The sequence below is a fragment of the Pseudomonas asplenii genome, assembly GCF_900105475.1.
GTDB classification, from domain to species: Bacteria; Pseudomonadota; Gammaproteobacteria; order Pseudomonadales; family Pseudomonadaceae; genus Aquipseudomonas; species Aquipseudomonas asplenii.
The window spans coordinates 623,708-643,746 of record NZ_LT629777.1 but is presented as its reverse complement, the minus strand read 5'-3'; the positions used below and the strand labels follow the sequence as shown (position 1 = coordinate 643,746).

Genomic DNA, 20,039 nt, shown 5'->3' with positions numbered 1-20,039 from the left:
CCCAGAAAAAAGATTGCAAATTCAGTGTCTTGAAAGCAATTTAAGGGTTGACAGATGATGAAAAGGTTGTAGAATGACGCGCCTCAGAGACGCAAACGCAGCGATGCGAGAGCGGCGAAGAGTCAAGGCCAGCGATGGAATTGAAGCGTTAACGTTGTAACTTGAAATATGTTGTTCCGTGATAGCTCAGTCGGTAGAGCAAATGACTGTTAATCATTGGGTCCCAGGTTCGAGTCCTGGTCACGGAGCCAATTTCAAATCGGGGTATAGCGCAGTCCGGTAGCGCGCCTGCTTTGGGAGCAGGATGTCAGGAGTTCGAATCCCCTTACCCCGACCATTTTTGGGTCGTTAGCTCAGTTGGTAGAGCAGTTGGCTTTTAACCAATTGGTCGTAGGTTCGAATCCCACACGACCCACCATTTTTGAGACCAGTTCGCTGGAATCGAATCTTAAGATCAGAGGCCAAAAGCGCTGATCGAAGAAGGCGCCTCTTGAGGGTGCCTTTTTTTTACCGGGGTATAGCGCAGTCCGGTAGCGCGCCTGCTTTGGGAGCAGGATGTCAGGAGTTCGAATCCCCTTACCCCGACCATATTCAGAAAAAAGCACCCGAAAGGGTGCTTTTTTTTGCCTGTTTTTCAGCGCTGTTGCCGAATAAGAGACCCTTGCCAGTGAGGCAGCCGCCAGGGCTGCCTCGTCGACCTGCTGATCGATCAGTGCAGTTTCAACCGCGGATCGGTCCCGCGCCCGATCCGGCTTCCCAGCATCAGCATCAGCGTGCGGAATGTGCCATACAGCGCCATCTGGTGCATGCGATACAGCGACACGTAGAACATCCGCGCCAGCCAACCCTCAAGCATCACGCTGCCGGTCAGGTTGCCCATCAGGTTGCCGACGGCCGAGAAACGCGACAGCGAAATCAGCGAGCCGTAGTCGGTGTAGCGATACTCCGGCAGGGCCTGAGTCTTGCCTTCAACCCGTTGTTTCAGTGACTTGGCCAGCAGCGATGCCTGCTGATGGGCCGCTTGTGCCCGGGGTGGCACGTTGCGGTCGGTACCCGGCTGTGGGCAGGCCGCGCAGTCGCCAAAGGCGAAGATGTTTTCGTCGCGGGTGGTCTGCAGGGTCGGCAACACCTGGAGTTGGTTGATCCGGTTGCTCTCCAGGCCGTCGATGTCCTTGAGGAAGCCGGGCGCGCGAATACCGGCAGCCCAGACCTTGAGGCTCGCCGGAATGACCTGGCCATCCGCGGTGACCAGGCTTTCGGCGGTCACTTCGCTGACCGAGGCGTTGGTCATGACCCGCACCCCGAGCTTTTCCAGGGTTTTATGCACAGGTCCGCTGATCCGCTCCGGCAAGGCCGGCAACACCCGTGGACCGGCTTCGATCAGGGTGATGTGCATGTTTTCCGGTTTGATCCGGTCCAGGCCATAGGCTGCCAGTTCATGGGCCGCGTTGTGCAGTTCGGCGGCCAGCTCCACGCCGGTGGCACCGGCACCGACGATGGCGACGCTGATCATCTGCTCGGGAGCATCGTGGTTTCCGGCGTGGGCCCGCAGATAGTGGTTGAGCAACTGCTGGTGAAAGCGTTCGGCCTGCTTGCGGGTGTCGAGGAACAGGCAGTGCTGCGCGGCGCCCTGGGTGCCGAAATCGTTGGTGGTGCTACCGACAGCGATCACCAGGGTGTCATAACCCAATTCACGTGCCGGCAGCAGTTCCACGCCGTGTTCATCATAGGTCGCGGCCAGCTGGATCTTTTTCCCGGCGCGATCGAGCCCGCTCATGCGGCCCAGCTGGAACTCGAAGTGGTTCCATTTCGCCTGGGCGACATAATTGAGTTCGTCTTCCGAAGAGTTCAGGGAGCCGGCGGCCACTTCGTGCAGCAGTGGCTTCCAGATGTGTGTCAGGTTCGCGTCGACCAGCACGATGCTGGCGCTGCCACGTTTACCCAGAGTCTTACCCAGGCGGGTCGCCAACTCCAGGCCGCCGGCGCCGCCGCCAACGATCACGATACGATGGTTCATAGGGATATCTCGCAAGGCTAAAGGAAATCTGTGCCTGCGTTATCCGGGCGAGCGCAAGGCAGCTCATAGCACCAGATAACTCAGGAGGCGGCTCAGCAGACCCAGGCCGATCACCGCGATGAGCACCACCACCAGGAGCATCCACGGCCGAAAGGGCCGGCGCTCGACCTGGTGTTGGGATAGTTGCAGGTACTCTTCGACATGCTTCTGGTCTTCCGGGTTCAGGCGGCTGCTCATAAAGAAGCTCTCCTCAGATAGACGTTACCGAATGTGTAAACGCTACATGCAGACTCCCATGGCGTTACTGGAGCATAGCCACCTGCCGGGCGTGTTCGTCGTACCCGAGGTCGACGTTTCGGCTCAATGATAACGCTTTGTATCATCCGAGCGGCCATTGCTTCAGGAAACTACAGGCTGATGCCCACATCGAAAACGATGCTGCGTCCCAGGTTGCCGCGCAGGAAGTCGGGGGCATCCGGGTGGGCGAACAGTACCCGGGCGAAGGTCGGCCCGACCAGGGATAACGAGCGCCACCCCTGGCGCAGGTATTCGGTGGGCGGCGGGAAGTGGCTGTTGAGATCCAGCACCTCGCGCTTGAGGCTGGCGAAGGCAATGATGTCCAACTCGCCCAGGTCCAGGCCGCGTTCCTTGTAGTTATGGGCTTTCTTGCGCAGGGTCGGCGCCAGGCGCAGCAGCAACTCCGAGGCGGGAATACGCCTGGGCTTGGCCTCGCGGCGTACCAGTTGGCTCAGGGAAAACGCGCTGCGCCGGCGTTGCAGTTCCTCACGCCATTCGTCGTTGAGGCGGCGGCCTTCATCGAGGACGAAAAACACCTCGAAGCAGGCATCGCGAAACAGTACGTCCGGGGGCTCCTGGCCTGCTGGGTGGAAGTCCTCGTGACGGTACGGCACGTTCAGTCCTTGCAGCAGGCGTTGGCAGACCCAACGCTCACGCTCCCATTTGCGGGCATTGGAAAGAAACATGTTGGCTTGCTCGGCCTGGATGGTCAGCAAGCGTAAGAAGTCTGAGTCGTCCATGGCCCAAGCTTAGCGTTGAAATCGTGACAGCAGGAAGTGGCCTGTGGACTTTATCCGGGCCGGCGCCGTATTGCCCGGTGTAGACTGTAGGCCCTACGCGGACAAGGAGTTCGGTGCTCATGATCGGTGCGCAATTGCTGTCACCCGGCAGCCTGATCATCGGCTGGCTGATCTATCTGCCCGTGGTGCTGTGGGCGATCTGGCGTTCGCCCTGGGTCGAGTTGTTCACCGACAGCCGGCGCCAACATCTGTTGTTCGGCACCGTGTTCGCCTTGTTCCTGCTCTGGTTGTTGCGCCGCGATTTCGACAGTGGCGTGTCCTATCACTTCATCGGTCTTACTGCGGTCACCCTGTTGCTCGATTGGCCGCTGGCGATCGTCGGCGCCTTGGTGGCGCAGCTCGGGCTGGTGCTATTGGGACGACAAGACCTGGCGGCTCTGGGTGTCAACGGCACGTTGCTGATCCTGTTGCCGGTGCTGGTCACCGAGGTCTGTGCGAGGCGGGTAGAGCGCGCCCAGCCGCGCAATCCCTTCGTCTACATCTTCTGTTCGGGGTTTTTCGCTGCGGCCCTGGCGGCGTTGCTCTGCTTGTTGGCGAGCCTGGCCTTGCTGTGGTTTGACGGAATTTTCGCGATGCCGGAATGGCTGGAGGACTTTGTCGGTTACCTCTGGTTGATCATCTTCCCCGAAGCTTTCATCAATGGCACGGTGATCAGTGCGCTGGTGGTGTTCTGCCCCGAATGGCTGGAAACCTTCAACCGTACGCGTTACCTGTCAGCGCCCTGGAAGGACAACGATCCGCCCGGGAACTCCCGTTGATCTGCATCAAATAACTCGATGCGCAGGGCGCTCATGCTGGGGAAAACACCCGGGGAGAGGCGCAGTGATGAGTGTGTACGAATGGGCGCGTCAGGAAGTGCAGGCCAGTCTGGATGCCGCACAGGCCGTGGGATTCGAACCGGGGCTGGGGCTGCGGGCCCTGCTCAGTGCGGTGGTGCAGCAGAGCAAGGCGTTGCGCAGTGCCGAGGATCTGGCCGACGAGTTGCAGTTTCTCGCCGAAAACCTCGATGACGATCAGGACTACAGCTTCATGCGACCCTGATCAGTGCTGGCTCAATGAGTGCGCGGTGACAGTTCTTCGGAAAACAGCTCTTCCTCGGCATCCGGGCTGACAGGGATCTTGTGCTCTTCCGCCGCCCACGCGCCCAGGTCGATCAGCTTGCAGCGATCGGAGCAGAATGGTCGGTGGGTATTGGTCGCTTTCCATTCCACGGGGGCTCCGCAGGTTGGGCATTCGACGGTCAGGGACTGGCTCATGTTCGGCCTCCAGGTAAAGTCAGGTAAAAGGTGTGCAGGCGCTCGACTTCGCTGTGCAGCCAGGCGAGGTCGCGATCGTTGACCAGCACATCATCGGCATGTTTCAGGCGTTCCTCGCGACTGGCCTGAGCCTTGAGGATGGCTTGCACCTGTTCTTCGCTGGTCTGGTCTCGTTGCAGGGTGCGCTGCATCTGCAGCGCCTGCGGCGCGTCGATGACCAGCACGCGCTGGGTCGTGGCGTACTGGCCGGATTCTATCAGCAGTGGTGAAACCAGAATCGCGTAGGGCGACTGTGCCCTGGCCAGGTGGCTGGCAATCTCTGCAGCTATCAATGGGTGCAGCAGTGCTTCCAGCCAGCGCCGTTGCCCGGCATCCTCGAAAATCAGCTTGCGCAGGGCGGTCCGATCAAGCTGACCGTCAGCCTGCAGTACGCCTGGGCCAAAGTGTTCGGCAATCTTCTGCAACGCCGGACGACCGGGTTCCACCACCCAGCGGGCGGCGTGGTCGGCATCCACGGCGTGAATACCCAGGTCGATGAAGTGCTGGGCGGCAGCGCTCTTGCCACTGCCGATGCCGCCGGTCAGGCCGAGAATCCAGGGTTTTGCAACGGGTGTGGTCATTAGAAGCCGGCAAATTGCAGATAGGAGGCGGTTATTTGACCACCCCAGAGCAATGCAATCCAGCCGGCAATCGCCAGATAAGGGCCAAAGGGGATCGGCGTCGAGGTCTGGGCGTTACGCAGGCGCAGCAGAATCAGCCCGAGTATCGCGCCTACCAGTGACGACAGCAGGATGGTCAGCGGCAGTATTTGCCAGCCGCCCCAGGCGCCGAGCATCGCCAGCAGCTTGAAGTCGCCATGGCCCATGCCTTCCTTGCCGGTCAACAGCTTGAATACCCAATACACCGACCACAGGCTCAGATAACCGGCGACGGCGCCCCACAGTGCATCGTTCAGCGAGGTGAACATCGCGAAGTGGTTGGCGATCAGGCCCAGCCAGAGCAGGGGCAGTACCAGGACGTCGGGGAGTATCTGGTGGTCGGCATCGATCAGGCTCATGGCCAGCAGCCCCGAGGTCAGCACCAGCATCAAGCCGGCAGGCCAGCCGAAGCCGAAGTGCCAGGCGATAAATGCCGAGAGCAGGCCGCAGGCCAGTTCGGTCAGCGGGTAGCGCTTGCTGATCGGGGCCTTGCAGCTTGAGCATCTGCCGCGTAGCAGGGCGTAACTGAGCAGTGGCAGGTTTTCCCAGGCTCGGATGCGATGGTTGCAGTGCGGACAATGCGAATGCGGCAGCAACAGGTTATAGGCCGAGGTGTGGGCGGGGGGCGGCAGGCCGAGTACATCGTGTGCCTGGGCGCGCCAGTCGCGCTCGAGCATTTTCGGCAGTCGCCAGACGACGACGTTGATAAAGCTGCCGACGATCAGGCCGAGAATGAGTGCGCAAAAAACAAAGGCCAGCGGGTAGCTGGCCAGGAAATCGGGTAGGGGCATCGGTTAGACCACTTGGCCAAGCTTGAAGATGGGCAGGTACATGGCGATCACCAGGCCGCCGACGATGACGCCCAGTACGGCCATGATAATGGGTTCCATCAGGCTGGTAAGGCTGTCGACGCTGTTGTCGACTTCGGTTTCATAGTAACTCGCGACCTTGTCGAGCATGTCGTCAAGGGCGCCGGACTCTTCACCGATGGCCGTCATCTGCAGCGCCATACTGGGGAAAACACCGGTGGTGCGCATGGAAAAATTCAACTGCATGCCGGTGGAAACGTCCTGCTTGACGCGGTTTACCGCATTCCTGAACACCACGTTGCCGGTGGCGCCCGAGACCGAGTCCAGGGCTTCGACCAGTGGCACGCCCGCTGCGAAGGTGGTCGACAAGGTACGGGCGAAGCGTGCAACGGCAGACTTGTAGAGTATCGGACCGACAATCGGGAACTTCAGAAGCGCTCGATCCATCCAGTTGCGAAAGCGTTCGGAGGTCTTGTGTGCGCGTATCAGCGCATAGATACCGCCTCCCAGGCCAATCGCCACTGCCCACCACCAGTCCTGCAGTATCTGCGACAGACCGATCACCATCAGCGTGAAGGCCGGCAGTTCCGCGCCGAAGCCGGCGAAGATCGCCTGGAACTGTGGCACCACCTTGATCAGCAGGATCGCGGAAACAATGATCGCTACCAGGACGACCGCGATCGGGTAGTTCATGGCCTTTTTGATCTTGGCCTTGAGCGCTTCGGTTTTTTCCTTGTAGGTCGCTACCCGCGAAAGCAGGCTTTCCAGGGCGCCGGCCTGTTCGCCAGCGTCGACGAGGTTGCAATACAGGTCATCGAAGTACTCCGGCTTCTTGCGCAGAGAGGTCGCGAAGCTGTTACCTGCCGCGACCTCCTGCTTGATATCGTCCACCAGCTTGCGCATGTTCGGGTTGTCGAAACCCTCGGCAATGATGTCGAAGGACTGCAGCAGCGGTACCCCGGCCTTCATCATGGTGGCCATCTGGCGGGTGAACAGGGCGATGTCCAGAGGCTTGATGCGTTTGCCTTTACTGAACAGCGAGGTGCCTTTCTTGCGAACCCGGCCCGGATTGATCCCCTGCTTGCGCAACTGCGCCTTGATCAGGGCCGGATTGTGGCCGGTGAGTTCGCCGGAAACCTTGGTCCCTTTCTTGTCGGTTCCTTCCCAGGCGTAGGTGCTGATTTTTACTGCTTTCGTCGCCATGAATCAGTCCTTGGTCACCCGGTTGACTTCTTCCAGGCTGGTCAGCCCCTGCATGGCCTTGCGCAAGCCCGAGGTGCGCAGGTCGTTGAAGCCTTCCTTGCGCATCTGATCGGCGATCTCGATCGAGTTGCCTTCAGCCATGATCAGCCGTTGCAGTTCCTGGGTGTTCTTCACCACTTCATAAATCCCCACGCGGCCCTTGTAGCCGCCGTTGCACTGATCGCAGCCTACAGGTTCGTAGACCTTGAATGTACCGATCTGATCCGCTGGGAAGCCTTCCTTCAGTAGCGTCTCCTGGGGAATGTCGATTTCCTTCTTGCAGTGCGGGCACAGTTTGCGGGCCAGGCGCTGGGCAATGATCAGGCTGACCGAGGTGGCGATGTTGAAGCCGGGAATGCCCATGTTCTGCAGACGGGTCAGGGTTTCCGCCGCGCTGTTGGTGTGCAGGGTCGACAGCACCATGTGGCCGGTCTGGGCCGCCTTGATCGCGATTTCGGCGGTTTCCAGGTCGCGGATCTCGCCGACCATGATCACATCCGGGTCCTGGCGCAGGAATGAGCGCAGCGCCTGGGCGAAGTCCAGCCCTTGTTTCGGGTTGACGTTGACCTGGTTGATGCCTTCCATGTTGATCTCCACCGGGTCTTCGGCAGTGGAGATATTGATATCCACGGTGTTGAGGATATTCAGGCCGGTATAGAGCGAAACGGTTTTACCCGACCCGGTGGGACCGGTCACCAGAATCATGCCCTGTGGCTGCTTCAGCGCGGCCATGTACAGGTCTTTCTGATCCGGCTCATAACCCAGGGCATCGATGCCCATCTGGGCACTGGACGGATCGAGGATCCGCATCACGATCTTTTCGCCCCACAGGGTCGGCAGGGTGTTGACCCGGAAGTCGATGGCCTTGTTCTTCGAGATACGCATCTTGATCCGACCGTCCTGGGGTTTGCGGCGCTCGGAAATATCCAGGCTGGCCATGACCTTCAGGCGTGCGGCGATTCGGCTGGCCAGGTGAATCGGCGGCCGGGCGACTTCCCTGAGCATGCCGTCGGTACGCAGGCGCACACGGTAGATTTTCTCATAAGGTTCGAAGTGCAGGTCGGAAGAACCGCCCTTGATCGCATCCAGCAGCATTTTGTTGACGAAGCGCACTACGGGGGCGTCGTCGGCATCCTGGCCGGCGATGGGATCGTTTTTCTTGTCATCGATCGATTCGATGTCCAGGCCTTCGAGATCGACATCGGCCATGTCTTCAAGGCCAGTGGCGTTACTGTCGAAGAACTTGTCGATGGCGTCGGTAAGCTTGTCATCCTCGACCAGAATCGCCTCGGTGTTGAGGCCGGTGCTGAACTGGATATCGGTGATCGCCTGATGGTTGCTCGGATCGGAGATGCCGACGAACAACTTGTTGCCGCGCCGCCATAGAGGCAGGACATGGTGTTGGCGGATCAGTTTTTCACTGACCAGGCCCTTGGGCTGGCTTTCCTTGTCGAGGCAACTCAGGTCGAGCAGGGCGACACCAAAATGCTCGGAGGCAATCTCCGCGACTTCGCGGCTCTTCACCAGCTTGTTCTGGACCAGGTAGCTGACCAGGGACATCCGATTGCGTTGGGCTTGCTGATACGCCTGCTGAGCGTTCTTGTCGGTAATCAGCTCGGCCGCCACCAATTGCTTGGCCAGACCGGAGAGGGCGATATCGTTCATTGAGGCACCAGATACAGACATTGCGAGTTTTATAGCGTAGTCGGGCGGTGGTGCCAAATCGGGGAGTGCTAGGTGACAAAAAATGTCAGGTTTTGTTGTTCTGGAGCAGCGTTCAGGCGAAGCGAGGGCCCTGTCGCAGGCGTGGGGCAATCCGATGAGGCATGGCACGGGGCGTGCTTTGGAGTACATGAGCCATACGGCCTTTTCACGTCTGGAGACGAAATATGAATGCTCAAAAGGGTTTCACCTTGATCGAACTGATGATCGTTGTGGCGATCATCGGTATTTTGGCGGCGATTGCGTTGCCTGCGTATAACAACTACACGCAGAGAGCCAGGTTCGCTGAAATAAACACAATGGCTGATGCATATAAGACTGCAGTGGCACTTTGCCTTAATGACATCGGTAATACCACCAACTGCTCGGCAGGTTCTAATGGGATTCCCGTGTTGCCAACTACAGCGACTGCAAGCTTTAACCCAACTGGTTCTAGTGTGGCTGGTGGTACAATCACTTTGATCGGTACTACTGCTACCGGTAGCCTTACATCGGTACTTACACCTGTTAGCAATGGTGGTATTACTACCTGGACGCAGACTGGTACCTGTCTTGCAGCGAACGCCTGTAAGTAGTGATGGAACTGGCTTTGGATACTGAGACTTAGGCTTTATAAGGTTCAATGCCGGTATTCTCTTGTGGGGTACCGGTTTTTTTGGAGGTGAGCTATTTGATGTTTGAATTTCAGTTGAGTATGACTTTGCGTCGAAATATTTATTTGTTGTTTGCTGTTTTGGTTGCCATTTTTTTGTTATTGCTTTGTTATTCTTTTTTGAATAATCCCTTGATTTTTGACGATGAGCCGTTCTTCAGAGAGGGCGGGCCTGCCGCATTGCTATCCAGTGGGTTTAGCCTGACTCCGCGGTTATGGGTGTATGACTCCATGGCTGCCAATATAGTCTATTTTAGTGATAAGATTGTTTGGCTTAGGTTAGGTAACTTGTTTCTTCATTTTTGCACCGCTCTGGTGATTTTTGGTTTTATACGAAATTTACTCGGTAGTTTGGATGCACGAGATTCTTTATTTTTGAATGTAGATTTCGCCGCATTTATTTCGGCATTTTTGTTTGCTATACATCCGCTGGCCATTTTGACCCAGGGATATCTCATACAGCGTACGATTATATGTGCCACTCTTTTGGGAGTGCTTGGGTTATGGATGTTTTGGCAGGGGCTCTGTGGTAGACGTTGGGCTCTTTGGGGATCCTGCTTTTTTGTATTTTTATCCTTGTATGCAAAAGAGCATGCGGTGATGTTGCCTGCTTTATGCTTCCTTCTATGGGTTCTACATCGACGTAGCCAGCTTTCCATTTCATCTGGCTCTCGAGAGATTTTTGTAGTTCTTTTACTCCAGGGCGTCATGGCGCTATCTGTTGTGCTTTGGGCAAGGGGCATGATTGGAAGTGCTTATGAAATCAAGAGTGAGGAAGTACTCAGTGATGAGGTCTTTCAGCCGGATGGTTCCCTCTATGTGTTGAGTGTGTTGAACCAGATGGGGTTGTTTTTCAAGTATCTGGCAGTGTTTATTCTTCCTCGAGATAATGCTCTGGGCTTGGATCTTCGTGTTCCATTTCCTCTAAGTTACAGTACCTGGTGGGCCTGGGCTGGTTTGGTGGCGTTTATTTCCTATGGGGCGGCAGCGTTCGTATTGCTGCTGCGTGGAGCAAACAAGGGAGGGCTGGGTTTCGCCTTATTATTTCCATGGGTAATGTTTGCTACGGAGCTGGCTTCGGTCCGTTTGCAGGAACCATTTGTTTTATATCGTAGTTATCTGTGGGCTCCAGGTTTGTTTTTTGCCTTGGCGCTAGGGCTTCGGCGGTTGAAGAAGATTTACATAGTTACTCTGGTACCTGTTTTTTTAGTTTATTTTTTTGGGCTTTCCTATGATCGGCTGTTAGCTATGTCCATGCCAGTTCTTGTTTGGGATGAAGCTGTTCAATATTATGAGGCGCAGGGCGATAAGCCAGGTCTCTTTGGTGGTTATCGGGTTTACTATAATCTGGGGGTCAGCTATCTGGATGCCGGATATATTGATGCTGCCTCGAAAAATATTGAAAAGGCTCTGGAGTTGAAGCCATCCTACGAGTATGCATATTACCAACGCGGAAAAATTCTTCTGCTTCGTGGAAAGCCGGAAGATGCTAAAGTGGAATTCGAACATGCCATAAATCTCAGGCCCAGCTATGCAAGACCATACGTAGGCATGGCCGACGCATTCAAGGCGCTTGGACAAACCGAGGAGTCACAGCGCTACCTTGAGCTTGGGTGCGGTAAGGGAAACCAACTAGCTTGCTCACGCGCTTACCCCAAGGCACCATTGATGCTGGCTCCAAAAGCTTGAGCTTTCGAGAGTCTGTTTGAAATGGACGTTTCGACACGTTGATGGATATCTCCCAAACTCCACGAACAAGAATCTGGTTGTTATTCGCCCTGTTCCTCTTGGGCATGATGGTGCTCGGGCGCGGTTTTGGTGAGCATACGGTTCAGCGCCTCGGGCAGATCATTGTTGCCGGTACCGCGCTTGTCTTTCTCCTGTGCTGGCGGAGACCCTATTCACCAAGCTTGGTTGATCAGCCTGTTGTTCTGGGCTGTGGATCGATTCTGGTAATAGGTGCCATTTCTTCTCTGCGCTCGCACCAACCGCTTTGGGCTTTCGCGGAAGTGGCTCTGATCACGGCAGGTGGTCTCTGTGCCGGAGCCATCGCCCATACGCGCCGGTCAGATGACGTTTCTCTCGATCGGGTGCTGATGCTCTTCATCGTGTTCATCTGCGCCTTCAAAAGTTTCGACTTCCTGACTTTGGCGTTTCATTCGCTTTCCTCGGGTGTCGGCACGCTGGACGCCGATACGTTCCTGAGAGGCTTCTCGAACAAGCGCTTCTACGGCCAGTTCCAGACCTTTACCCTGCCGCTGCTGTCCCTTCCATTACTGTTGGCGAGTAAACGCACCACCCGGCTCTGGGTATTCGTGCTGCTGGCTATCTGGTGGATGGTCGCGATCTCGGGTGGTACGCGTGGCACCTGGCTCGGTATGGGCGTCGCCGGATGCCTGATGGTCATTTGCGGGCGCAGCGGTAGACGTTGGTTCTCATGGCAATTACCGGCAGCTGCAACTGGCCTGTTGCTGTTCTGGTTTGTATTTGGTGTCTTGGCTGATCATCTCGGCCTTACGGTAGTGAACTTCGCCGGCGATCGATTGACCACCTCGCTCTCTGCCCGTGACGTGATCTGGCAACAAGCCTGGGACATGATCCGCGAACGTCCCTGGCTCGGCTTCGGCCCCATGCATTTCGCCGATATCCACAACCCCATCGCCGCCCACCCGCACCAGGCCATTCTGCAATGGGCCTGCGAGTGGGGTATCCCTTCCACCCTGCTGGTGATGTGGCTGGTCGGCCGCGGACTCTGGGCCACTTTCCGCCTGGTCCGCGAGCGCGCCGACTCCAACGACCCGGTCGACCTGCTGCGAGTCTGCCTGTTCGCCAGCCTGATCGGCGCCCTGACCCAATCAATGGTCGATGGGGTGATTGTCATGCCGTACTCCCAGTTGTGGCTGTCCCTGGTGGTCGGATGGCTGATGGGCATTCATGTCTGGAAAAGTGAACCCGCCAAACCCAATGCCTTCATCCACTGGTCCTGGATGGGCATCAGTACCGCCGCCGTGCTGTTCCTGGTCTACGTGGTGATCCGCGACGTGCCGCACCTGGACGAGCGCAACAAGCTCTATCAGCAGCAATACGGCGGCCACTTCCAACCGCGCTTCTGGGCCCAGGGTGTCATCGCGATCAAGCCTGAGTAGCTTGCTCCGCTCGTCGCCTGGTGCTAGCGTTAGCGCCACGCCGGTGTAGCTCAGTCGGTAGAGCAGCGCACTCGTAACGCGAAGGTCGTAGGTTCGATTCCTATCTCCGGCACCAGAACAATCAAGGCTTGCAGTGATGCAGGCCTTTTTTGTTTTTGGGGTGGGCCTGTACTGTGCTCGTAAAAGTCGGCCGTTTCACTGCCTGTATGCGTAGACCCCAGGACCGCGCCAAGCACGCTAAGACAAAGGCTGCCGCGCTCGCTGAATGCGCTGAAGAATGTCCACCTCACGCCATTCTTTAAGCAAGATCTGCTTCCGACGAGGGTAGCGCTCGGGCTCTACTCTCAAGGCCGATATGCGATCCGTCCTGAAATGACGGAACTCTTGCCGTAGTTCGCACCACCCGGCAAGCATCCGAACCTGGTCAAAATAGCCCAGCGCAACGGGCCAGATCGTTCTCTCTGAACGGGCTCCCTTCAGATCCAGGTACTTGATCTGTACCTTGTGCTCGATTCGAATGGCTCGGCGAATCTGCGACAGATCGATGGCCTCTGTTTCTGTTTGAGCGACTGTGCCAACCATCAATGAGCTGGCATCCAGTTCGGTTCGCAGGTCTTGGGGTAATACAGAAGCTATTTTTGACAAGGCTACCTTTGCGGCTCTACTTAGTTGAAGGTCGGCCCGCTCGGACACCCAGCGAGAACCCAAGACAAGGGCCTCTATTTCCTCTTCGGTAAACATTAATGGCGGGAGCATGAAGCCAGGGCGCAATACGTAACCAAGTCCTGGCTCTCCTTCAATATTGGCACCTTGTCCCTGAAGTGTTGCGATATCTCTGTAAAGCGTACGAACGCTTATCCCCAGTTCTTTGGCCAAATGATTGCCAGTCACTGGAAACCGATGGCTTCGCAGGGTCTGAATCAAGTCAAATAATCGTTCTGTGCGAGACATGAGTGGCTTTGTTGAGGAGTGGATCTCAACGAGATCCTGCCATCATTGGGCGGTAAGTCAAAGAGCTGTTTGCCCTCAACCCATGGGCAGGACTGCAGCCCCATGGATCATGCTGATAGCGCCGGCTGACAGGAGCGGACAGCAAGCACGCATCGCATCACTACTGACACTTTCTGTCAGTGTGCAGGGCAATAATGGCTGCGTTGATCACTAGACAAGGAGCAGGAAACCATGCGTCTTCACTACCACCTCGTATCAACTTGCAGCCGACGGGTGCTGATGGTCGTACAACACCTCGAAATCAAAGTCGATCTCGTGTTGGTGAACCTGTTCAAGGGGGAGCAGAACTCTCCAGAGTTTTTGAAACTTAACCCGAATCATCAGGTTCCAGTTCTCGAACATGATGGATTTGCTCTTTGGGAGTCTTACGCCATCATGCAGTACTTGGCGGATATGACCCCAGGCCAAACCATTTGCCCTGTCGATCCCCGTGGCCGTGCGGACGTTAACCGCTGGCTTTTCTGGTGTGGGCAGTACTTCATGCCGGGCGCCAGTATTCTTAATTGGGAGAACTCGATCAAGTCTTTGGCTGGAATGGGTTCGCCCGACCCCATTGAAGTTGCTCACGGAGAACAGCTTATGACTGAGGCCGCGAGAATTCTTGATGCGCATCTGGGTAATCGGGAATGGATTTGCGACACCGGTCTTTCGCTCGCCGATTTTGCTATCGCCGCACCACTCGCTGACCAGCACCGCAGCAAATTCCCTGTAACGGATCTGCCAAACCTCCAGCAGTGGTTTAGGCGAGTCCAGGCGCTTGATTCCTGGAAGCAGACGGAAGCAGGAGCTCTTTAAGTTCAAGGTGTCCGGGGGAGTCGATCACAGCAAGGGATTCATGCCTGAGCCGCTCGATGAGCCATGAGGAGGACGTGCGACAACTCTGGACATTGCTGTCCGAAAATGGCGAGTACGCCCCCATGCCCGGTGCTAACCTGCGCCCATGAACAGGACAATCACTGCACCCTTTCCCACCGCCGATATCTGCGAGAAGGCTCGTCTGAGCCGCGATGCGCGGTTCGATGGGGTGTTCTTCACCGCTGTACTCAGTACCCGGATCTATTGCCGGCCGGTCTGTCCGGCGCGGCCGCCCAAGGTCGAGAACGTGCAGTATTACCCCAGTGCCGCGGCCGCTGAGGCATTGGGTTTCAGGCCTTGCCTGCGCTGCCGCCCGGAGCTGGCGCCGGGTAATAGTGTCTGGCTGCACGGCGAACATCGGGTCGCCCGGGCGCTGAAGCTGATCCATGAGGGTTTTCTTGCCGAGCACTCGCTGGACGAACTGGCCGCGCGACTGGACGTCGGTGGGCGGCAGTTGCGCCGGCTGTTTGTCCAGCACCTGGGGGCCTCACCCATTGCGGTGCATGCGACTCAGCGCCTGCTGTTCGCCAAGCAACTGCTGACCGAAACCGCCCTGCCGATCACCGAGGTGGCGTTGGCTTCCGGCTTTCAGAGTCTGCGTCGGTTCAATTCGGCCTTTGCCGAGGCCAATCATGTCGCGCCCCGGGAGTTGCGACGAAAGCCCAAGACGTCTGCCGGCAATGCTCTGGTGCTGCGTCTGGGCTATCGGCCGCCCTACGATTTCACGGCGCTGCTCGCCTTTCTCGCCGGTCGCGCCTTGCCCGGTATCGAGGTGGTCGAGGCGGACAGCTATCGCCGGGTATTCGGCAGCATCGAGTCGCCCAGTTGGCTGCACGTCAGCCCCTGGTCCGGCGAAGCACATGCGCTGAAGCTGGAGTTGTTCAATGTGCCACCGGCACAGATGCTGCCGGTGGTCACGCGGATTCGGCGGATGTTCGATCTGGATGCCGATCCGCAGGCGATTGTCGCCACCCTGGGCGCGAGCCCCGTGCTGGCGCCGTTGGTCGAGCGTTATCCCGGGCAGCGCTTGCCCGGCGGCTGGGACGGTTTCGAGGTTGCGGTGCGGGCGGTGTTGGGGCAGCAGGTCAGCGTTGCCGCGGCACGCACCTTGGCCGCGCGCCTGTTGAGTCGTTTTGGTAGCGTCATTGAAGCACCACCCGCGCCCGGACTGGACCGACTGTTCCCGACGCCGGAACAACTGCTCGAGGCCGACCTGGGCGCCATCGGCGTTATCCGGGCTCGCACCGCGACGATCCAGGGCATCGCCCGGGCTCTGCTCGATGGACGGGTGAACTTTCGCACCGAGCAGCGTCTGGAGGATTTCGTCCGCAACTGGGTCTCTTTGCCGGGTATCGGCGAGTGGACCGCCCATTACATTGCCATGCGGGTGCTCAATCACCCGGATGCGTTCCCCGCCGCAGACCTGATCCTGCGTCGGGAAGTGGTCACGCAAGGGCCACCATTGAGTACCCGGGCCCTGGAGGCCCTGGCCGAAGACTGGCGCCCATGGCGGGCGTACTCGGTCATGTACCTGTGGCGCCAGGCCGTGGCGTCGGAATTGATACGCAGGAGCCGCAAATGACAACACATCCGATCTATTACGACGTGATCCCTTCGCCCATCGGGCCGATGATGCTGGTGGCCGATGACGACGGTCTGCGCGAGCTACGTTTCGAGTTGGATTACCGGCCCCAGACGCCGCTGGCCGGTTGGTTGCACTCACCGGAAAAACTCGCGCCGGTGCGGCGGCAACTGGAGGAGTATTTCGCCGGTGAGCGCCTGGTGTTCGATCTCAAACTCAACATGCTGGGGACGGTTTTTCAGCGTGAGGTGTGGGAAGCGTTGGTGACGATTCCCTATGGTGGCGTCACCAGCTATGGGCAGATCAGCCAGCAGATCAACCGACCCAAGGCGTCACGGGCGGTGGGCGCGGCCAACGGGCGCAATCCGGTGCCGGTGATCGTGCCTTGTCACCGGGTGATCGGCAGCAATGGCACGCTCACCGGTTTTGGTGGTGGGCTGGTGGCCAAGCAGTGGTTGCTGGAGCATGAGGCGCGGCACTTTCAGTTGCACTGAAGGCCGCACCCGCAGGTGCGGTGGCGGTCAGAGGCTCAAGCGCATCGACAGGTCCACCGCCTTCACATCCTTGGTCATCGCGCCAATCGAAATGTAGTCGACGCCCGTCTCGGCGATCGGCCGCAGGGTCTGTTCATTGATGCCGCCGCTGGCCTCCAGCTTGGCCTTGCCGGCGTTCAGGCGCACGGCTTCGCGCATGTCGTCCAGGCTCAGTTCGTCGAGCATGATGATATCGGCGCCGGCCGCCAGCGCTTCCTTCAACTCGTCCAGGCTTTCCACTTCGACTTCCACCGGCTTGCCCGGAGCGATCTTGTGCGCCGCGCTGATGGCCTGGGCAATCCCGCCGCAGGCGGCGATGTGGTTTTCCTTGATCAGGAAGGCGTCGTACAGACCGATGCGATGGTTGTGACAGCCGCCGCAGGTCACCGCGTACTTCTGCGCCAGGCGCAGGCCCGGCAAGGTCTTGCGGGTATCGAGCAGTTTGACCTGGGTGTCGGCAACCTGGTCGGCGTAGTAGCGCGCATGGGTGGCGACGCCCGACAGCATCTGCAGAAAGTTCAGCGCACTGCGTTCGCCACTGAGCAGCGAGCGCGCCGGGCCTTCGAGGTGAAACAGTGCCTGGTTCGGGCTGACCCGTTCGCCATCGCCGACCTGCCAGTGCACCGCGACCCGTGGGTCGAGCTGGCGGAACACCGCATCGACCCAGGCGGTTCCGGCGATGGTTGCCTCGTCGCGGGTGATGATGGTGGCTTTGGCCAGCCGTTCGGCGGGGATCAGTTGTGCGGTGATGTCGCCGCTGCCGATGTCTTCGAGCAGCGCACGGCGTACGTTGGCTTCGATTTCGGCGGTCAGGTCGGCGAGGCGTAAATTCGGCATAACGGGCTCCACAAACAAAGTCGCCCGATTATAGGGGCCAGGCGCCCGCCAACCCAAGGCGCGTCCATCGACCTGGGCCGGCGAGCCTGCATTTTGTCGTTTGCCGTGAGCGTTTTCACGTCTTCGGCGGTCTACTCAACGACAGGGTGAAAACGAGTTGCAGAGTTCGCTGGCAAAAGTGACATCTTTTGCAAGATAATATGACTTGTAATTGGCGTCATAGCTTTGACGTCTCTGTGATTCCCCCGATTATCGACACCGACGGCCGCCTTGGCAGCCGCCGAGAGCGGTTTGCGAGCGACTACACCAACATCGCGCGCAAACCGATTGTTCACGCCGAATCAAAGAACCGCAGTGGGAGGCTTGGATGCACAATGACGGGAAGGTCGTGCCTTTGCACAAGGCCACCGAAGAACGAGCGACGCCGTCGCCGCTCGCCCGTTTGCCCGTGGTTCTGATTCAGGTCCGCGACAAGGCGGCCCTGCAACTGCGACAAGGCTTGCAGGCATTGTTCGATAATGCCGACGACACGCTGTTCGAAATGGCCGACAGGGCGCTGAACAACGTCGATCAGAATACCTTCTTCGAGGCCATGCGCGACCTGCGGCTCAAGCGCAAGCACATCGAGCGCGGCTTCCACGAGCGCTTTGCCGAGGCATTCGCCGCTCTGGACCAGTATGACGTTCATGAGGTGACACTGGCTGCGCCGATGTCCTACGACAAGCTGGCATTGGTTCCGAATGATGAGCTGGAAAAAACGGTCGCGCTGGATGCGATGGTCGCCAAGGTCCTCAGTCGCGATGGCCTGGCCCTCGGTCAACTGACCGCTCGTCTGAATGCGTTGATCACCCGGCGTCTCGACGATCAGAGCAACCCCATGGGCCCGGCGATGCTTTGCGAGTATTTCCTCGAGGCCGGGCGTGACCTCGGCGTGGAGATCAAGGTCAAGCTGATCATCCTCAAGCTGTTCGAAAAGTATGTCTTGAGCGATGCCGATCATTTGTATGCCGAAGCCAATCAGTTGCTGATTGCCACCGGCGTATTGCCCGAACTCAAGGCCGCGCCGGCCCGTCGCGCTTCCGATCGTCCGGTGGCGAGCGCACGCTCCAGCCAGGGGGAGGCGTCGGGCACATCATCACTCGATGCCAGCGTTCAGGAAGTGTTTTCGGCCCTGCAGGAACTCTTGCTGCATGTGCGTGGCAGTGTTGCCCCCAAGCTGGACGCCGCCTCGGAAGTCCAGCCTATTTCCACCCGCGACCTGCTGCGGCTGCTGTCACACCTGCAGCAATACGTGCCGGCCCAGGCGGCAGCGGACGATTTCGACCTGCGCAATCAACTGGAGCAATTGCTCACCCGCGTCAGCGTCAAGAGTGGCAAGTCGCGGGTGGTGGGCGGCGTCGACGAGGACGTGATCAACCTGATCGCGATGCTCTTCGAATTCATCCTCGACGACCGCACCCTGCCGGACCGCCTCAAGGCGCTGATCGGGCGCCTGCAGATCCCGATGTTGAAAGTGGCGGTGGTGGACAAGAGTTTTTTCAGCCGTGGCAGCCACCCGGCTCGACGCCTGCTCAACGAAATCGCCTCGGCGTCTCTGGGCTGGGGGGCTCGCGACGATTATCAGCGTGACGTCCTGTACCTGCGTATCGAGCAGATCGTGCAGCGGCTGCTGAATGATTTTGTCGACGACCCGGCGATTTTCACCGAGTTGCTGACGGATTTCCTCGCCTTCACCAGCGATGAGCGTCGCCGCAGTGAACTGCTCGAACAACGCACCCGCGATGCCGAAGAGGGCCGGGCCAAGGCCGAACTGGCACGGCAACGGGTCCAGGAAGTGTTGAACGAGCGGCTGCTGGGCAGAACCCTGCCCGAAGTCGTGGTGCGTTTGCTGCAAGAGGCCTGGAGCAAAGTGTTGCTGCTGGTCTGGCTCAAGCACAGTGAGCAGTCGGCCGAATGGCAGGCCGGCCTGCAAACCATGGACGAGTTGATCTGGAGCGCCGATCCCCAGGGCCTGGTGGATGCTCGTCCGCGTTTGCTAGAACTGGTGCCCGGCCTGCTCAAGGCGCTGCGCGACGGCCTGGCCAGCGCGGCGTTCGATCCGTTTGCCACCAGTGAATTCTTCAGTCAGTTGGAAAGCCTCCACGTCCAGGTTTTCCAGCGCCTGGCCAAACAGAGTGTCGAACCGGTGGCGAGCGATGCGCAACAACCGGCGATGGTCGAGGTGCTGGAGGAAATTGTCCTGAGTGCGGCCGATGACAGCCACCGCGAGGAGCGTGTGGTCGCATTGCCGGAGGACGATGCCGGTCTGGTGTGGGTACGACAGTTGCGGATCGGCAACTGGGTCGAGATCCGCGAAGACGAAGAGTCTGTCCTGCGCTGTAAATTGGCGGCGATCGTCGAACCCACTGGAAAGTACATTTTTGTCAACCGTACCGGCATGAAGGTACTGGAGCGTACTGCCCAGGGACTGGCCGTCGAATTTCGTCGCGGCGCGGTTCGTCTGCTGGACGACACGCAGTTGTTCGACCGTGCCCTGGCGTCGGTCATCGGCAACCTGCGGCGGCTGAAGAGCCGCTGAGGTT

At 58.5% G+C, this 20,039-nt stretch carries 19 protein-coding genes and 5 tRNA genes; 14 read left to right on the top strand and 10 right to left on the bottom strand.

Features of this window, described 5'->3' with window-relative positions; translation table 11 throughout:
- The first annotated feature begins 175 nt into the window (after window positions 1-175).
- The 4 genes from BLU37_RS02955 (at window position 176) to BLU37_RS02940 (ending at window position 588) form a co-directional block, all read left to right on the top strand.
- Window positions 176-251: transfer RNA gene (locus BLU37_RS02955), tRNA-Asn, on the top strand.
- A gap of 9 nt (window positions 252-260) precedes the next feature.
- A tRNA-Pro gene (locus tag BLU37_RS02950) sits at window positions 261-337 on the top strand.
- Between the two features lie 5 nt (window positions 338-342).
- Window positions 343-418: transfer RNA gene (locus tag BLU37_RS02945), tRNA-Lys, on the top strand.
- Window positions 419-511: 93 nt separating this feature from the next.
- Window positions 512-588: transfer RNA gene (locus BLU37_RS02940), tRNA-Pro, on the top strand.
- A gap of 121 nt (window positions 589-709) precedes the next feature.
- On the opposite strand, the gene BLU37_RS02935 is transcribed toward BLU37_RS02940, so the two are convergent.
- The 3 genes from BLU37_RS02935 to BLU37_RS02925 form a co-directional block, all read right to left on the bottom strand.
- The gene (locus BLU37_RS02935; protein WP_090202196.1) at window positions 710-2,017 is read right to left on the bottom strand and encodes an NAD(P)/FAD-dependent oxidoreductase; all 1,308 of its coding nucleotides are present in this window, start codon (window positions 2,015-2,017) and stop codon (window positions 710-712) included.
- A gap of 63 nt (window positions 2,018-2,080) precedes the next feature.
- A complete protein-coding gene (locus BLU37_RS02930) occupies window positions 2,081-2,254 on the bottom strand; it encodes a DUF3094 family protein (protein ID WP_090202195.1) in 174 nt (57 codons plus the stop codon).
- A 170-nt stretch (window positions 2,255-2,424) separates the two neighbouring features.
- Window positions 2,425-3,054, bottom strand: coding sequence for a DUF1780 domain-containing protein (locus tag BLU37_RS02925; RefSeq protein ID WP_010451875.1), 630 nt, complete (start codon window positions 3,052-3,054; stop codon window positions 2,425-2,427).
- Window positions 3,055-3,173: 119 nt separating this feature from the next.
- Between BLU37_RS02925 and BLU37_RS02920 the strand changes: the two genes are divergently transcribed.
- The gene (locus tag BLU37_RS02920) at window positions 3,174-3,872 is read left to right on the top strand and encodes an energy-coupling factor ABC transporter permease (protein WP_090202194.1); all 699 of its coding nucleotides are present in this window, start codon (window positions 3,174-3,176) and stop codon (window positions 3,870-3,872) included.
- 67 nt (window positions 3,873-3,939) lie between these two features.
- Window positions 3,940-4,155, top strand: a complete 216-nt coding sequence (locus tag BLU37_RS02915; RefSeq protein WP_010451878.1) for a hypothetical protein — start codon at window positions 3,940-3,942, stop codon at window positions 4,153-4,155.
- An 11-nt stretch (window positions 4,156-4,166) separates the two neighbouring features.
- On the opposite strand, the gene yacG is transcribed toward BLU37_RS02915, so the two are convergent.
- The 5 genes from yacG to pilB are packed head-to-tail and all read right to left on the bottom strand — an operon-like array spanning window position 4,167 to window position 8,784.
- A complete protein-coding gene (gene yacG / locus BLU37_RS02910) occupies window positions 4,167-4,370 on the bottom strand; it encodes a DNA gyrase inhibitor YacG (RefSeq protein ID WP_090202193.1) in 204 nt (67 codons plus the stop codon).
- Window positions 4,367-4,990 carry a dephospho-CoA kinase gene (coaE, locus tag BLU37_RS02905; protein ID WP_090202192.1) on the bottom strand — a complete coding sequence of 208 codons (624 nt, stop codon included), beginning with the start codon at window positions 4,988-4,990 and terminating at the stop codon, window positions 4,367-4,369. Before coaE ends, yacG begins: the two co-directional genes overlap by 4 nt.
- Window positions 4,990-5,859 carry a prepilin peptidase gene (locus BLU37_RS02900; RefSeq protein WP_090202191.1) on the bottom strand — a complete coding sequence of 290 codons (870 nt, stop codon included), beginning with the start codon at window positions 5,857-5,859 and terminating at the stop codon, window positions 4,990-4,992. The genes coaE and BLU37_RS02900 overlap by 1 nt, the downstream gene beginning before the upstream one ends.
- 3 nt (window positions 5,860-5,862) lie before the next feature.
- Window positions 5,863-7,080 (bottom strand): type II secretion system F family protein, encoded by a 1,218-nt coding sequence (locus BLU37_RS02895; protein ID WP_090202190.1) that lies wholly within the window; start codon window positions 7,078-7,080, stop codon window positions 5,863-5,865.
- A gap of 3 nt (window positions 7,081-7,083) precedes the next feature.
- Entirely contained in the window at window positions 7,084-8,784 is a 1,701-nt protein-coding gene (gene pilB, locus BLU37_RS02890; protein ID WP_090202189.1) for a type IV-A pilus assembly ATPase PilB, read from the bottom strand.
- 224 nt (window positions 8,785-9,008) lie between these two features.
- Between pilB and BLU37_RS02885 the strand changes: the two genes are divergently transcribed.
- From BLU37_RS02885 to BLU37_RS02870, 4 genes are all read left to right on the top strand, one after another.
- Window positions 9,009-9,416, top strand: coding sequence for a pilin (locus tag BLU37_RS02885; protein WP_090202188.1), 408 nt, complete (start codon window positions 9,009-9,011; stop codon window positions 9,414-9,416).
- A gap of 98 nt (window positions 9,417-9,514) precedes the next feature.
- Window positions 9,515-11,182 carry a tetratricopeptide repeat protein gene (locus BLU37_RS02880; protein WP_172832994.1) on the top strand — a complete coding sequence of 556 codons (1,668 nt, stop codon included), beginning with the start codon at window positions 9,515-9,517 and terminating at the stop codon, window positions 11,180-11,182.
- 407 nt (window positions 11,183-11,589) lie between these two features.
- A complete protein-coding gene (locus BLU37_RS02875) occupies window positions 11,590-12,639 on the top strand; it encodes an O-antigen ligase family protein (protein WP_172832993.1) in 1,050 nt (349 codons plus the stop codon).
- 39 nt (window positions 12,640-12,678) lie between these two features.
- A tRNA-Thr gene (locus BLU37_RS02870) sits at window positions 12,679-12,754 on the top strand.
- 122 nt (window positions 12,755-12,876) lie between these two features.
- Here the strand turns inward: BLU37_RS02870 and BLU37_RS02865 are convergent.
- Window positions 12,877-13,563, bottom strand: a complete 687-nt coding sequence (locus tag BLU37_RS02865) for a helix-turn-helix transcriptional regulator (RefSeq protein WP_331716696.1) — start codon at window positions 13,561-13,563, stop codon at window positions 12,877-12,879.
- 258 nt (window positions 13,564-13,821) lie between these two features.
- Here BLU37_RS02865 and BLU37_RS02860 point away from each other — a divergent pair, with 258 nt between their 5' ends.
- From BLU37_RS02860 to BLU37_RS02850, 3 genes are all read left to right on the top strand, one after another.
- Window positions 13,822-14,445 (top strand): glutathione S-transferase family protein, encoded by a 624-nt coding sequence (locus BLU37_RS02860; protein ID WP_090202185.1) that lies wholly within the window; start codon window positions 13,822-13,824, stop codon window positions 14,443-14,445.
- 145 nt (window positions 14,446-14,590) lie between these two features.
- Window positions 14,591-16,087 (top strand): AlkA N-terminal domain-containing protein, encoded by a 1,497-nt coding sequence (locus BLU37_RS02855; RefSeq protein ID WP_090202184.1) that lies wholly within the window; start codon window positions 14,591-14,593, stop codon window positions 16,085-16,087.
- The gene (locus tag BLU37_RS02850; RefSeq protein ID WP_090202183.1) at window positions 16,084-16,581 is read left to right on the top strand and encodes a methylated-DNA--[protein]-cysteine S-methyltransferase; all 498 of its coding nucleotides are present in this window, start codon (window positions 16,084-16,086) and stop codon (window positions 16,579-16,581) included. The genes BLU37_RS02855 and BLU37_RS02850 overlap by 4 nt, the downstream gene beginning before the upstream one ends.
- A 27-nt stretch (window positions 16,582-16,608) precedes the next feature.
- On the opposite strand, the gene nadC is transcribed toward BLU37_RS02850, so the two are convergent.
- Window positions 16,609-17,457: a carboxylating nicotinate-nucleotide diphosphorylase gene (gene nadC, locus BLU37_RS02845; protein WP_090202182.1), complete on the bottom strand. Its 849-nt coding sequence runs from the start codon at window positions 17,455-17,457 to the stop codon at window positions 16,609-16,611.
- Window positions 17,458-17,824: 367 nt separating this feature from the next.
- Between nadC and BLU37_RS02840 the strand changes: the two genes are divergently transcribed.
- Window positions 17,825-20,035, top strand: coding sequence for a DUF1631 domain-containing protein (locus BLU37_RS02840; RefSeq protein ID WP_090202181.1), 2,211 nt, complete (start codon window positions 17,825-17,827; stop codon window positions 20,033-20,035).
- Window positions 20,036-20,039 lie beyond the last annotated feature (4 nt).